Origin of the sequence: Ectobacillus sp. JY-23 (assembly GCF_023022965.1) — a bacterium.
In the GTDB taxonomy this organism is placed as follows: domain Bacteria; phylum Bacillota; class Bacilli; order Bacillales; family Bacillaceae_G; genus Ectobacillus.
Genome location: NZ_CP095462.1, coordinates 1,475,582 through 1,489,465, shown reverse-complemented (window position 1 = coordinate 1,489,465; position 13,884 = coordinate 1,475,582). Strand labels below are relative to the sequence as shown.

Here is a 13,884-nt window from a genome sequence, read left to right as displayed (position 1 = left end):
AACAGGGTCTTGTTGAGTGTCTTCGAAAGCGACCTATGTAGCGGAAGTTAAAAGGGAACTTTAACAGAATGAAAAGAAAAAAGAAGCATGAAAGCATGCTTCTTTTTAGCGTTGTTCTTTTAATGCCCTACGCCAGGGGTGAACAGGAACGTTGTATAGTAGGTAAAGCCGATAAAGAATACAGTTAAGTATGCGCCAAACACATAAATATACATACGCTCTGTTAATTTTAAATAACCTAAAAGTACAAAAAAGCCAGTTTGTCCGAAAAATAAAAGGGCTGTTGCGTGCATATCTCCCAGATAAAACATTACTGCGAAGATTCCCGTCCAAAACCCTAAAACGCGAAACATGCGGTCCATCTTTTTCCCCCTCCCCTTTGAACGCATAATCATTTATTATTATAAGGTACTTTTCTTACTATTGTAAACATTTACAACAGTTTTTCTTATTGAGATAAAAGCTGATAATTACAGGATTTGCAGTTGTGTAATATACTATCAGTACGCTGTAAGTCGATATCTGTAAATAATGTTTGAAACACGCCCTTCATGAATGCACCATGCATATCGCAAATGGCATGCGTAGTGGTAGCTAGTTCTTTAAAAGGGCAATTATACACTTCATAAAACACTTGTTTTGTATCAGCGTTTACTTCAAATTCTGGGGATAGGCCAGCTGTACAAAAAATTTCTTTTGCAATGTTAATTTTATCCTCAAAAGATAGCTCAGTAGCATGTGTTTGTAATACGTACTGCTGTATAGCTACGTGTCCAAACTTTTGACCTACTTGAAACAATGCCTGTTTTCCAATATCCCCAAGACTGATTAATGCTTCAATGGCAATTTGTGATAGTGTTTGGTAATCACGAAACGGAAATTGTAGCTGTACAACTGTTTCAGATAAGCGATATATTCTGCTTGGACGTCCTCCTTTTCCTGTTTTTTGTGTATCAGAAACAAGCATGTGAACATCTTCAAGTTTTGTAAGATGCAAGCGTGCTACATTTGGGTGAACGGCAAACGCATCAGCAATTTCTTGTACAGTTACGTCTCCGTGTTTTTTAGAAACATATTGATAAATATAATAACGTGTTGGGTCCGCCAGCACGTTCGTAATTTTCAAAGCTTGATCCATTGCTACTACCTCCTTAAATAGGCATAATACTATTATAATATAGAGTACAAATACGATAGAAAAAATTTACAAACTTTCATCAATTGTTCAAAATTGTAGTTCCTTTTATTGTGAATATTTATGGATTTTGCTTGTAATGCCTATTGTAAAAGCTTGTTTTATACATTTTTCCCTCTACTTTATTTGTGATATATATAGAGAGAGGAGGCGATGCCATGAGTACAATTGAACAATTTGCTGATACAGTTATTAAGGAGGCGTTTGAGTTAAAAGCATCTGATATTCATGTGATACCGAGACAGCGTGATGCTGTGATTGAAATGAGGGTAGATAGAGATTTAATGCAAAAGCACGTGATTGCAAAAGCATTTGCAGAAAAACTCATTTCACATTTTAAATTTTTAGCTTCTATGGATATTGGCGAAAAACGAAAGCCGCAAAATGGCGCTCTGGAAGTCAATACTCACTATGCGAATCTTCATTTACGTTTGTCCACACTTCCCACACTCAATCAAGAAAGTTTGGTAATTCGGGTTCATCTGCAAACAGCCACTAAACCCCTATCCCACCTTTCGTTATTTCCAAACTCAGCTAAAAAACTTCTTTCACTTCTTCATTATTCACACGGATTAATTGTATTTACAGGTCCTACAGGATCTGGAAAAACGACAACCATGTATTCTCTCCTGCATACCGCACAACATACCTTAAACCGTAGAGTAGTAACACTTGAAGATCCTATTGAAAAACGTAAAGATGGAATGCTCCAGATTCAAATTAATGAGCGTGCTGGTATCACATATGCGAGTGGCTTAAAGGCCATTCTTCGTCACGATCCCGACATTATTTTGGTAGGGGAAATCAGGGATGAGGAAACAGCAAAGGTAGCAGTGCGTGCAAGTTTAACAGGTCATCTCGTTCTGACTACATTGCATACAAATGATGCGAAGGGAGCTGTTCTTCGATTATTAGACTTTCACATTACGCATGCTGAGGTAGAGCAAGCTCTTCTTGCTGTAGCTGCGCAGCGTCTTGTAGAAATACCGTGCCCGTTTTGTCGAGAAAAGTGTTCTCCCCTTTGTAAAAAGATGCGTAAAGTCCGTCGTTTAAGTGTATATGAGCTGCTCTACGGAAAAGACTTGGAGCAAGTTTTATTGGAAGCACGAGGAATAAAGGGAACGTATAGCTATCCAACACTACAAAAAATGATGCAAAAAGGCTATGCGCTTGGCTTTGTAGAAGCTGATGATCTTCAAAGAGAAAACTAAGTGGAGTTTACACGAACAGGCTGAGTTGCTTCGGCAACTTGGTGGATTGCTCGAGAAAGGCTATGCCCTTTTACATGCGCTGGAGTTTTTGCAGTTGTATATGCATGAGAAGCGGAAGCAACAACTAGAGCATGCAATCCAGGAATTGAAAACGGGCAGCAGTTTGTATGTTATATTTCGTAATTTGCAATTTCATTCTGATTTGCTAGGATATATGTTTTATGCTGAGCTACATGGTGACGTTGTCTTTGCCTTGCAACAAGGTGGAAAGATTTTGGAAAGAAAGCAACAGCATATCAAAAAAATAAAAAAATCTTTACAGTATCCACTTATGCTGCTGTTATTTTTGCTTGCTATGGTATGGGTATTTAACGGTGTGTTGGTTCCTCAGTTTTCCCTGCTTTATAGTTCTATGCAGTCTTCTTCCTCTTTATCAGATTATATTTTCAGAGTGTTGCATCTGTTACCTTATGTTTGTTTGGGATGTGTATGTTTAGGTGGGCTCGGTGTCGTTGGCTACTTTGCATTTATAAAAAAAGTGACCCCACGAAGGCGTATGGACATCTGGCTAACCATTCCTGGCATTAAAGATTTTGTTATGTCCTTTAATTCTTACTATTTTGCAGTACAAATCAGTAGCTTACTACAAGGCGGATTATCGGTACGTGAAGCATTCATATTAATGGAAAAACAGCCACATCACCTGTTTTTTCAATGTGAGGCGAAGGTGATGATAAAGATGTTAGCAGAAGGTGAAACACTTGAACGTATGTTAATGCAGCGCTCTTACTATGAACCAGAGCTAGCATATATTGTATCTCATGGTCAAGCCAACGCCAGTTTAGCAGAGGAATTGGGTGCATACAGCGAACTTGTCATAGAGAAGCTTGAGAACCGTTTACATCGTTTCATGATGATCATTCAGCCCATGTTGTTTTGCTGCATTGGTATTATTGTTGCTCTAATGTACTTGGCGATGATGCTACCTATGTTTCAAATGATGAATTCTTTATAGGGAGTGAAGTATATGAGTGAGAAAGGCTTTACCTTATTGGAGATGCTTTTAGTATTAGTTGTCATTTCTGTGCTATTGCTCTTAATTATTCCAGGCGTTGTCCAGCAACGAGAGGTTGTGAATAATAAGGGATGTGAAGCATTGGTAAAATCTACGGAAGCACAGGTGCAGGCGTATCAACTTGAAAAAAACACATGGCCAACAGTAGCACAATTGGTCGACGGGGATTATATCTCTACCAATAAATGTCCGAATGGTAAGGTTATTGTTGTAAGTGATACAGGGGCAGTTACTTTAAGTGATACGGAGTAAAATTAGTAAAATGCGGCAGGGCTTCACGTTTTTGGAGACCCTGCTGGTATTAAGTATAGTATCTATATTGCTCATAGTGTCATTCGGGTTATATCCCAAGTACGAAGCAAGAGTACTTGAGCATTTTTTGGAGCAATTGCAAAAGGATATTATGTTTATGCAACAGACGGCCATGAGCCATAATATACGGCATCGTCTGCACTGGTTTCCTTCTGACTCGCGTTATGTAATTACCGGTGAAGGAACGGTAGCCGTATTGGTGCGGAATTACGATACAGATATCCAAGTTCGCTTTGAGACGCTGTCACTTCCGCTTATTTATAGTGCGAACGGCAATATATCCAGAGGAGGTACCATGTATGTCTCCTACAAGAAAAGCATATATAAGGTTGTGTTTCAGCTCGGAAAAGGACGATTTTATTACAGTCCGATCTGACATGGGTACTACATTGCTTGAAATGCTCGCCGCGCTTAGTTTATTAATGGGGCTATGCATGATTGTATTTCCTCAACTTATACTGGTGCTGCGAGAGAGAGAGCAGGTGAAGCAACACTATTACGCCTATGCAGCGTTGCATAATGAAGTATTTGCGTATTATCAAAGTGTACCGATGATACAGGAAAAACAATATCGAATTTTTTGGGATAACAACCAAAAAGTGTGTGTAAAGTGGGGGGAGCGGCAAGTGCAAGAAAAGGAGATATGCACATATGTCAGTCAGGGGTGAACAAGGATTTACTTTGTTAGAAATGATAATGTGTCTTTCAATATTAAGTCTGTTTTTTGTCATTGCACCTCCGTTGTTTCATGTGCAATCCAAACAAACTGCTCCGTTTAATGAATTGGAATGGTTGTTGTATATAGAACAATTACAAATAGAATTTCGAGAAGCGCAAGGTGTACAAGCGTGTGATAGACGACTTGTACTTACAGATAAAACTGGCAACGTAGTTTCTCATACCATGCAAGGCATAAACGTAATTCGGAAAGTGGGAGACAAAGGGCACGAGGTGGCGCTACAGCGCATAAAACGTATCAGCTACATATGTTACCCTACATATTTAATTGTAACAGCCGAGGATCATGGAGGGCAGATACATACAGGTATGGTAACAACATTCCGAAAGGAGTGATGATGTGGAGGAACGCGGGTTTGTAATGCCAGCTACGATTGCTTTCTCTTTTATATTACTTGCCTTGCTTATTCATCAAGCTAATATTTTGCTAATGGAGAAGCGGTTTTATCAAGAGGGAGAGGCACTATTGACATTAGATATAATCATGTACCGAGCGCTTGCTGATTTACATACCGATATTGCTGATGGTCATGTAAAAGATATTTATGTATACGAAGAAGGTGAAGTAACCTTTGCAGCTATTGATTCTTCAAAATACAGAGTAGAGTGTCGGACCAAACAAAATCACGTATATAAAGCGGTTTTCAGCTATAATAAAGAAACAAAGCAGATTTTAAATTGGTCGGAGGAACGAATATGAGATTGTATTTGACAGGCTTTATGGGAGCTGGAAAAACCACAATTGGTAAGGCACTAAGTAAGGAATGGAATATGCCGGTTGTCGACACGGATGAATTGGTTGAGCTTTTGACCGGTAAAGCTATACGTGATATTTTCCATGAAGAAGGAGAAGAGAAATTTCGGCAATATGAAACTGCAGCACTGCAATCTATTAAAGAAGATCATGTGATTATCACGACTGGGGGAGGTGTGGTACAAAAACAAGAAAATCGTGAGTGGATGTTAACGCACGGAACAGTATTATATGTATACTGCGATGTTGAACACATCTTCAATCGGTTACATGGAGACACATCAAGACCATTATTAAAAGATCGTAGCGCATTTATTGAGCTTTTTCAAAGCAGGCAAGAGTACTATAAACAAGCGCACTACCACATTGATACGACTGGGAAACGTATTGAACACATTGTAGAGGAGCTTACATCCTTGATTAAAGAAAGGTGAAGCCGGACATACTGGGAATATCATTGTAAGTGGAGATGATAGTATGTCTATGAATGATTATATTAAGTTTATGACGCAACAGTTTGTATCTTATATGGATAGCCCTAAGGAAGAAAGAAAAGAAAAGCGGCAACAAAAGAAAACTCAAAAAGAGCCGTTTTTAAATCGTTGGTTCGGTGTTCTACCGTTAGGTGTAACTTTATTGTATCGCAAAGCATCTGATAAGCAGCCTAAAAAGCAAGCATAAAAAACACCGGATAACGGTGTTTTTTATATGAACTTTTACATATATTCATAACAAACAAGGAGGCCTTGATATGCAAAAGAAACCAAGTATTTGGTTATGGGCTTTTTTAAGCTTAAGTATTGGCATTGTAACGGGATGGATAACATTCATCATGATGATAGCACTACAAGCTATTCATAAATAAATGTATATTGGTATGGATTAACGAACTAATGGTAATGTAGGCTAAACGATGAATATTTTGAGGAGCATATAGTTGATAAGACCATAGACATTCAGTTAGAGGCTCTTAGGCGTTCACTCTTATGTCATAGAAATGCTAATTGTCCTTTCATGGTTTCATAGAAAAGGGAAATTCTGTGTAAAAATAAGTGAGAAACAGTAGTTTTTGTAGGGAAAGATAATAAAAGTCAGATAATTGTCACAAATTAACGAAAAAAACATATAAACATTATGTCAATATTGTTTTATAATATTACACATACACTAAATACAACATATAATATTGTGAAATTTATAACATGCATAAAAATGAAAACGTTATCAAAAAAGGAGGGAGATTATGAGTAAGTTCTTTTGTAATAACCATTCTTCCAATGTAGAGGATTCAAAGTTGATTGCGTATGCCGAAGCAATCTATGGAAAAAGTGGTCGTTCTGTACTTGAGAATTTATTGGCAAAAGCATCAATTCGCTTGCGTGATAAATATCCGCACGAATCTGATGAGCAAATTGCTGTAATGGCCAATCGAGGCTTGTATGATATGTTAAGTCGCTATGTAGAAGAGTAGTTAACAACTGACCTTCTCTTGTATAAAATGCCAACGATAGCATAAGCTACAAATAGTTTACATGAAGGAGGTGTCGCAATGAGCAACGGAGCAGGAGGTTCTAAAAAAAACGAAGAAAATGATGCGAACCACGTAAGTGCCAGAACAAAGGCGCAGCAAAAGCGCATGACTGAACATCAGCAAAAAGAACATAATAATGGTCGCAAATATAATGGTAAAATATGAGTCATTGACAAGTGTCAATGACTTTTTTCTTTTCTAGCTTCATAAAAGGTAGGCGATTTCTAAAGTGATTTAAAAAATATAGTGTTGACAGGTTGAAATTTAAGATGTATTATTCAGACTAATTGAAAAATAAATTACTTATCAAGAGAGACCGAGGGATCAGGCCCAATGACGTCCGGCAACCACCGTAACTGGAAAGGTGCCACTTCCTGCAGAATGTACTCATTCTGAAAGATAAGTCGCGACTATAGTTGACGATGTCTCTTTCGAATGAAAGAGACTTTTTTTATTGTGTTAAAGGGGGACAAGATGTGATTGAGATACGTAATCTTACAAAAGAGTATCAGACGAAAAAAGGAACTGTAATAGGAGTAGATCGTGTTTCTTTACAAATTCACAGCGGTGAAATTTTTGGCATTGTCGGTTATAGCGGCGCGGGAAAAAGCTCATTGCTGCGTTGTTTAAACCTGTTAGAACGCCCTAGTGCTGGACAGGTACTGATAGATGGAGTTGATTTAACAGCCCTACATAAAAACCAGTTGCGACAAGCACGGCTTAAAATAGGAATGATTTTTCAGCATTTTCATCTTATCAGCTCGAAAACGGTTTATGATAATATTTCGTTTTCTCTAAAGGCTGCAGGAAAAAGCAAACAAGAAATTGAGAAAAAAGTAACTGAATTGCTTCATTTGGTAGGCTTAGCAGATAAGAAGGACGTATATCCAGCACAGCTTAGCGGCGGTCAAAAGCAACGTGTGGGTATTGCAAGAGCGCTTGCTAATGATCCATCTGTTTTACTGTGTGATGAAGCTACATCAGCGCTTGATCCAAAAACAACCAAAAGTATTTTACGCCTACTAAAGGATATTAATCGTGAGTTAGGTATTACGATTGTTCTGATTACACATGAGATGGATGTTGTTAAAGAGATATGTGATCGAATGGCTGTGATGCAAGATGGAAAAATCATAGAAGAAGGGTCTGTATATGAATTATTTGCGAATCCGCGTGAAGAATTGACACAGCAATTCATTGACAGTGTATTACAGTTTGAGATACCAAAGCGAGTATTAGAACATTGCAAAGGCACCATCATTAAAATCCAATTTCAAGGCTCAATTGCAGAAGAATCGGTTGTATCAGATGTGTTTCAGAAGTTTCGTGTGCAAGGAAATATTTTGCACGGGAAAATTGAATATATACAAGAAACACCACTTGGTATTTTTGTGATGGAGTTAATTGGCGATGCTTCAGAAGTAAGGCAAGCAATTGCTTATATTACAGCTAAAACGAAGCGATTGGAGGTAATGTATGATGCCGCTTGATAGCTTAATAGAAATTTTACCAGATTTAAATAAAGCATTTTTCCAAACGTTGTATATGGTTAGCATTTCATTGGTTGTAGCCATCATTGTGGGATTGCCACTAGGCGTTTTGTTATTTGTGACAGATCGAGGCTTATTTTTAGAAAACATTCCTGTCAAAAATGTGGTAGGTTTTGTCGTTAATATGGTTCGATCAGTCCCCTTTATTATTTTGCTTGTAGCACTCTTGCCATTAACGAAGTTAATCACAGGAACGACAATTGGTCCGACAGCTGCTTCTGTTTCCTTGTCTGCTGCTGCCATTCCGTTTTTTGCTCGGATCGTAGAAACGGCATTGCGAGAGATTGATAAGGGTGTCATTGAGGCTGCTGTTGCTGCGGGGGCAACACCGTGGATGATTATTAAAGATGTGCTGCTACCGGAAGCGCGCCCTGGGATTTTACAGGGTGTGACACTAACAACTATCAGCTTGGTCGCATACTCCGCAATGGCAGGTATTGTTGGTGGTGGTGGTGTGGGTGATTTGGCTATTCGCTTTGGTTATTACCGCTATGATAATGCAATTATGATTACAACAATCATTATACTGATTTGCTTGGTACAAATTATTCAAATTGGTGGCGATCGTTTAGCGAAAATACTAGATAAGAGATAAAGGAGAGATACACAATGAAAAAATATATGATGATATTTTGGGTATTCCTAGTAGGGATTTTAGCTGCATGTGGAGGAGAAACAACAACGAAAGAAGCAGGAACATCCAAAACGATAAAAATTGGTGCAACAGCGGGACCGTATAGTGATATGGTAACAAAAGCAATTAAACCGCAGCTTGAGAAAAAGGGTTACAAAGTGGAGGTTGTGGAGTTTAGTGACTATATTCAACCCAATAAAGCGTTGGCAGAAGGTAGTATTGATGCAAACTTATTTCAACACAAAATATATATGGAAACATTTGCGAAACAAAATAATATGCAGTTATCAGAAGTAATTGTTGTACCGACTGCACCAATGGGCGTATACTCAAAAAAATTTAAGTCATGGAAAGAAGTAAAGGATGGCAGTACCATCGCCATTCCTAATGATCCTGTTAATGCAGCACGTACATTAACGATGCTACAGAGTGAGGGAATTATTAAACTGAATGCGTCTGTAGATCCGTTAAAGGCATCTGAAAAAGATGTAACAGAAAACAAAAAGAGCTTAAAATTCCAACCGATTGAAGCTGCACAATTGCCAAGAGCTGTAGAAAGTGTTGATTTAGCAGCTGTTCCAGGCAACTTTGCATTGGCAGCTAAAATGAATTTATTGGATGCTATTCAATTGGAAAAAATGCCTGATTTATATCGCAATCGAGTGGTGGTTAATACGAAAGATTTAGAAAAAGCAGTTGCTAAGGATTTAAAAGAGGCTGTTGAGTCTAAAGAATTTGACGCAATCATTGATAAAGAGTTCAAAGGCTTTGGGAAACCGGAGTGGATGGTAAATCGTAAGTAGTGGAGAGCAGCGCCTTTGAAGCGCTGCTTTTACTATAGATAGAGGTGATGAAGGTGGAATGGAAGTTACGGATGTACTAATCGTATGCCACAAAGGGGACTTGAAAGTTTGCAGCGACAATTTTTAGAGCACAATCCTCTGAAAACGTCTTTATCCCAATTGAGAAATTATATGATGCATCTGCCCTTCTAAATAAGTTCACCCATGTGATAGGGCTTATAAATGAAAAAGCAATGCCTGTGCTACAGGCATGCTAAGTAGCGCCATACTAAGACGCTACTGTATGTACCGAGGTGATAAATAAAATAACCCTGCATTAATCACTTGCATAACGATTTGCGGCTCGTACTGTTCTTTGAGCGCTTGTTTTTCTACTTCAAAGCTATCGGGTAGCTCTTCCTTATCCTCATAAAACTTGTGAAGTAGCTGTAAATCGTGGTTCCAACGCTTTCTAGCTTCAGTTGCCCACGTGTGATCTTCCTGGGAGATGATTGATTTTAAAGCCTCTTCCACCCGTTTTATGCCGCTTTGTGGCTTAATGATGGGACTGAGTGTAAAGCAAAAGTCAGGGATTTTCGGTGTAAGCGGAACCTGCTGCAATGTTTCATGAAAATTGTTCACCATCGTTCCTGTTAACAGATGAAGACCGAGTGAATACAGCGTATCTTTTTTTCTATCACATTGATACGAGACCTTTATATTTACACCAAGCCATGGATGTAGAGGCGTTTGTTGCCCTTGTGCGTGTACACGTTCATACATACGTATATAAGAGCCTAGATTTCGTGACACGCCAAAAATTTGATGTAAACGAGGCGAGCCATAGTGAATAGGTTCGCCCTTCAAATCTTCGGGAGCTTTATTTTGATCTGTGATAAATGTAAGGCGCATTGGATTTGGTACGCCTCCGGTTTTCTCTAAATAATGCCAATAAAACGGTCTGTTCATGAGCAGTTTGTCCATTTCAATTGTAAGCTGCACATCTAGATGATAATCTGTTTGCGCGAGAACTTCACAGTGGTTAGCAGTAAAAAAACGATGTAAGTAGTGATGAATTTCATGTTGCTGCATAGCGATCAACTCCTGTATCGTGACGTCGGGCAAAGTCAATAATAGATGTCAAATTATCCATTTTAATGCGAATTTCTCCATCGCTTTTGGCATGGGCAAAAATGTCTTGAATGTGATCTTCAATATTTTTCATATCAATACGTGTCAAGATTTCATCTAATTCACCAATCACACGCTCAAATAAATCAATTTTTTCATACAAAAGTTTTAAAATATGCTCTTCGACCGTATGCTTTGTCGCCATATTGTAAATATGAACATCATTTTGTTGACCAAGGCGATGAATACGGCCGATGCGCTGTTCAAGACGCATTGGGTTCCAGGGTAAATCATAATTAATCATATAGTTACAAAACTGGAGATTGATACCTTCTCCACCGGCTTCTGTAGCGATTAATACTTGTGCATGGTTTTGGAAGAGCTCTTTCATCCAATCTTTTTTTCCACGCTTAAATCCCCCGCGGAATGGGACGGAAGAAATGCCATTTTGCTTTAAGAACCATTGTAAGTACATTTGTGAAGCTCGGTATTCCGTAAAAATGACCACTTTATCGTCAATCTCTCTAATGATTTCTAAAATCCGCTTTGCTTTTGAATTAAAAGGAATGCTATTAACGTGGTTCATTAATAGGTGAATGTAAGGATCGACTTCATAAGCTGGGTCTTCTTTAGTACGTTTTTCTACTAGCTTTTGTAAGGAAAAATACACGGCTTCTCTGCTACTGCATGCTTCTCGCTTTAATGTTAACGCGGAAAAAGCTGAAGAATAGGCATTTCCTTTCCAATTTTCGATGGCTGTGTATAATGCGCGCTCTTCATTATTAAATTCCACAAATTCGGTGTATACATGGCGCTTTGGCCATTCAATGCCAGTGTCGTTGCGCCGATTGCGTACCATAACACCGTTTATTAGTTCTTTTAAATGCTGATCGGTTTCGAGTGTCCTATTTTTAGAAGCATAATATTCGTCAAAGTTCGACTGATTACCTAAATGACCGGGCTTTAGTAATGAAACAAGATTAAAAATTTCTTCGATTTTGTTTTGTACAGGTGTTGCGGTTAACAATAAGCAAAATCGTTTCTTTAAAAGCTGTGCAAATTCATAGTTTTTTGTTTTATTGTTTTTTAACTTATGCGCTTCATCAATAATGATTAAATCGTATTCCTGGCCCAGTACGATATCTCGGTGCGGCGCTCGTTTGGCGGTATCAATAGAGGACACAATAACATCTACTTGCTCCCACGAATAGCTTTTTTTCTGAGCTACCGCCGGGATGTGAAACTTTGTATTCAATTCATAAGCCCATTGAGATACTAAAGAAGCGGGTACAAGTATCAATACTTTTTTTACAAGGCCACGAATCATATATTCTTTTAAAATAAGTCCGGCTTCAATGGTTTTGCCAAGACCCACCTCATCAGCCAAGATTGCTTTTCCGTTCATTTCTTCAAGTACAGTACGTGCAACTTCAAATTGATGCGGTAAAATGGTGAGCTCAGGTAAAAAAGACGGAGCCTGTAAGCCTTCGAAAGAAGGAATAAGAAGTTGCTTTTCCGTTTCATAAGCCAAATTATATAACTCCCAATTTGTCCAAGGACCATCTTCCATTACGCGCTGCAGAAATTCGTCGTACCAAGATGAATCCGTTGTGATTGTCACGTTCATATATTCACGCCCTCTACCAATTCGAAATTATTTTTTTTGCTAGAATATTGATGAAATAGAAAGAAAAATGTTAGGATAATGATGAGTCATATATGGAATCTTTCGTATTTTATCCGTAAATAACAACTTTTATTTACGTTTTCATGAAAAAACTTAGGAAGATTCCGTATATCCAATAGGTTTTGTGCAAAAATGTTTAGTTGTTTGCCAGTTTGCGATAAGGGGGAACAAAGGATGACTTTACAACGTACACCGCTGTTTGACGTGTATGCTAAGTACGGCGCAAAAACAATCGACTTTGGCGGTTGGGATTTGCCCGTTCAATTTTCAAGCATTAAAGAGGAGCATGAAGCCGTTCGAACGGCCGCAGGACTTTTTGACGTATCTCACATGGGAGAAATTGAAGTAAAAGGAACTGACAGCTTGGTCTATTTACAACGTATGCTGACAAATGATATCGCACTCTTAAAAGATGGTGGTGCGCAATATACAGCAATGTGTTATGAAGACGGCGGTACAGTAGATGATCTATTGGTTTACAAAAAAGCAGATCATGATTACTTGTTGGTTGTGAATGCTGCGAATCTTGTAAAAGATTATGATTGGCTTGTTTCACATGTACAGGGAGATGTAACAGTAACAAATGTTTCCGAAGAAATTGCGCAATTGGCTCTGCAAGGACCAAAAGCAGAATCTATTTTACAAAAGCTTACAGAACAAGATTTGACAGAAATTAAATTTTTTAAATTTAAAGATAATGTGGAGATCAAAGGTATTCCTGCTCTTGTATCTCGTACGGGCTATACAGGAGAAGATGGCTTTGAAATCTATTGCAAAAGCGAAGATGCAGCTCAGCTATGGGATAGTATACTAGAAGTTGGACGAGAAGAAGGCTTACAGCCCTGCGGATTGGGTGCGCGTGATACACTGCGATTTGAAGCAACGCTACCTTTATATGGTCAAGAGTTGACAAAAGATATTACGCCAATTGAAGCGGGAATTGGCTTTGCAGTAAAGCCAAATAAAGAAGCTGATTTCATCGGCAAAGCTGTGTTAAAGGCCCAAAAAGAAAATGGTACGAAACGCAAGTTAGTAGGTATTGAGATGCTTGACCGCGGTATTCCGCGCAGTCACTATGAAGTGTTCAAAAGCGGCGTTAAAATCGGGGAAGTAACGAGCGGTACGCAATCACCAGGCAGCAAAAGAAATATTGGTCTTGCATTGCTTGAGCTAGAATATACAGAGTTAGGTACAGAAGTAGAGGTACAAATCCGCGGAAAGCTTGCTAAGGCAGTTGTTGTACCAACACCATTCTATAAGCGTTCTAAGTAACAGAGAGGGGAA

19 protein-coding genes and 1 riboswitch are annotated in these 13,884 nt (G+C 38.5%); of the genes, 15 read left to right on the top strand and 4 right to left on the bottom strand.

The annotated features are described in order from the left end of the window. Window positions 1-119: 119 nt before the first annotated feature. Complete coding sequence (locus MUG87_RS07785; protein ID WP_124563402.1) at window positions 120-362, bottom strand: DUF2626 domain-containing protein; 243 nt, start codon at window positions 360-362, stop codon at window positions 120-122. 86 nt (window positions 363-448) lie between these two features. Then, window positions 449-1,138, bottom strand: coding sequence for a helix-turn-helix transcriptional regulator (locus MUG87_RS07780; protein WP_247086925.1), 690 nt, complete (start codon window positions 1,136-1,138; stop codon window positions 449-451). Between the two features lie 215 nt (window positions 1,139-1,353). Between MUG87_RS07780 and comGA the strand changes: the two genes are divergently transcribed. From comGA to MUG87_RS07710, 14 genes are all read left to right on the top strand, one after another. After that, window positions 1,354-2,406, top strand: a complete 1,053-nt coding sequence (comGA, locus tag MUG87_RS07775; protein ID WP_247086924.1) for a competence type IV pilus ATPase ComGA — start codon at window positions 1,354-1,356, stop codon at window positions 2,404-2,406. Continuing rightward, complete coding sequence (comGB, locus tag MUG87_RS07770) at window positions 2,384-3,421, top strand: competence type IV pilus assembly protein ComGB (protein WP_247086923.1); 1,038 nt, start codon at window positions 2,384-2,386, stop codon at window positions 3,419-3,421. The genes comGA and comGB overlap by 23 nt, the downstream gene beginning before the upstream one ends. A gap of 12 nt (window positions 3,422-3,433) precedes the next feature. Further along, complete coding sequence (gene comGC / locus MUG87_RS07765) at window positions 3,434-3,733, top strand: competence type IV pilus major pilin ComGC (RefSeq protein WP_247086922.1); 300 nt, start codon at window positions 3,434-3,436, stop codon at window positions 3,731-3,733. After that, entirely contained in the window at window positions 3,720-4,169 is a 450-nt protein-coding gene (gene comGD, locus MUG87_RS07760; RefSeq protein WP_247086921.1) for a competence type IV pilus minor pilin ComGD, read from the top strand. Before comGC ends, comGD begins: the two co-directional genes overlap by 14 nt. A gap of 58 nt (window positions 4,170-4,227) precedes the next feature. Further along, window positions 4,228-4,461, top strand: coding sequence for a hypothetical protein (locus MUG87_RS07755; protein ID WP_247086920.1), 234 nt, complete (start codon window positions 4,228-4,230; stop codon window positions 4,459-4,461). Further along, complete coding sequence (locus MUG87_RS07750; protein WP_247086919.1) at window positions 4,445-4,867, top strand: competence type IV pilus minor pilin ComGF; 423 nt, start codon at window positions 4,445-4,447, stop codon at window positions 4,865-4,867. Before MUG87_RS07755 ends, MUG87_RS07750 begins: the two co-directional genes overlap by 17 nt. 4 nt (window positions 4,868-4,871) lie before the next feature. After that, entirely contained in the window at window positions 4,872-5,231 is a 360-nt protein-coding gene (gene comGG / locus MUG87_RS07745) for a competence type IV pilus minor pilin ComGG (protein ID WP_247086918.1), read from the top strand. Beyond that, a complete protein-coding gene (locus MUG87_RS07740) occupies window positions 5,228-5,719 on the top strand; it encodes a shikimate kinase (RefSeq protein ID WP_247086917.1) in 492 nt (163 codons plus the stop codon). The genes comGG and MUG87_RS07740 overlap by 4 nt, the downstream gene beginning before the upstream one ends. A gap of 43 nt (window positions 5,720-5,762) precedes the next feature. Beyond that, window positions 5,763-5,966 carry a YqzE family protein gene (locus MUG87_RS07735; RefSeq protein ID WP_247086916.1) on the top strand — a complete coding sequence of 68 codons (204 nt, stop codon included), beginning with the start codon at window positions 5,763-5,765 and terminating at the stop codon, window positions 5,964-5,966. A gap of 562 nt (window positions 5,967-6,528) precedes the next feature. Beyond that, window positions 6,529-6,756: a hypothetical protein gene (locus MUG87_RS07730; protein WP_247086915.1), complete on the top strand. Its 228-nt coding sequence runs from the start codon at window positions 6,529-6,531 to the stop codon at window positions 6,754-6,756. Window positions 6,757-6,834: 78 nt separating this feature from the next. Then, a complete protein-coding gene (locus MUG87_RS07725) occupies window positions 6,835-6,981 on the top strand; it encodes a hypothetical protein (protein WP_247086914.1) in 147 nt (48 codons plus the stop codon). Between the two features lie 135 nt (window positions 6,982-7,116). Next, a riboswitch (SAM riboswitch) is annotated at window positions 7,117-7,222 on the top strand. 70 nt (window positions 7,223-7,292) lie between these two features. Next, on the top strand, window positions 7,293-8,306 hold the full coding sequence (locus tag MUG87_RS07720; protein ID WP_247086913.1) for a methionine ABC transporter ATP-binding protein: 1,014 nt from the start codon (window positions 7,293-7,295) through the stop codon (window positions 8,304-8,306). Further along, complete coding sequence (locus tag MUG87_RS07715; protein ID WP_247087583.1) at window positions 8,296-8,961, top strand: methionine ABC transporter permease; 666 nt, start codon at window positions 8,296-8,298, stop codon at window positions 8,959-8,961. The genes MUG87_RS07720 and MUG87_RS07715 overlap by 11 nt, the downstream gene beginning before the upstream one ends. Window positions 8,962-8,975: 14 nt before the next feature. After that, window positions 8,976-9,803, top strand: coding sequence for a MetQ/NlpA family ABC transporter substrate-binding protein (locus MUG87_RS07710; protein ID WP_247086912.1), 828 nt, complete (start codon window positions 8,976-8,978; stop codon window positions 9,801-9,803). A 276-nt stretch (window positions 9,804-10,079) separates the two neighbouring features. Here MUG87_RS07710 and MUG87_RS07705 read toward each other — a convergent pair whose 3' ends face one another. Together MUG87_RS07705 and MUG87_RS07700 are read right to left on the bottom strand one after the other, a co-directional pair. Further along, the gene (locus MUG87_RS07705) at window positions 10,080-10,874 is read right to left on the bottom strand and encodes a YqhG family protein (protein WP_247086911.1); all 795 of its coding nucleotides are present in this window, start codon (window positions 10,872-10,874) and stop codon (window positions 10,080-10,082) included. Next, window positions 10,861-12,540 (bottom strand): DEAD/DEAH box helicase, encoded by a 1,680-nt coding sequence (locus MUG87_RS07700; protein WP_247086910.1) that lies wholly within the window; start codon window positions 12,538-12,540, stop codon window positions 10,861-10,863. Before MUG87_RS07700 ends, MUG87_RS07705 begins: the two co-directional genes overlap by 14 nt. Window positions 12,541-12,774: 234 nt before the next feature. On the opposite strand from MUG87_RS07700, the gene gcvT reads away from it, so the two are divergent. Further along, the gene (gene gcvT / locus MUG87_RS07695) at window positions 12,775-13,872 is read left to right on the top strand and encodes a glycine cleavage system aminomethyltransferase GcvT (RefSeq protein ID WP_247086909.1); all 1,098 of its coding nucleotides are present in this window, start codon (window positions 12,775-12,777) and stop codon (window positions 13,870-13,872) included. The last annotated feature ends 12 nt before the right edge of the window (window positions 13,873-13,884 follow it).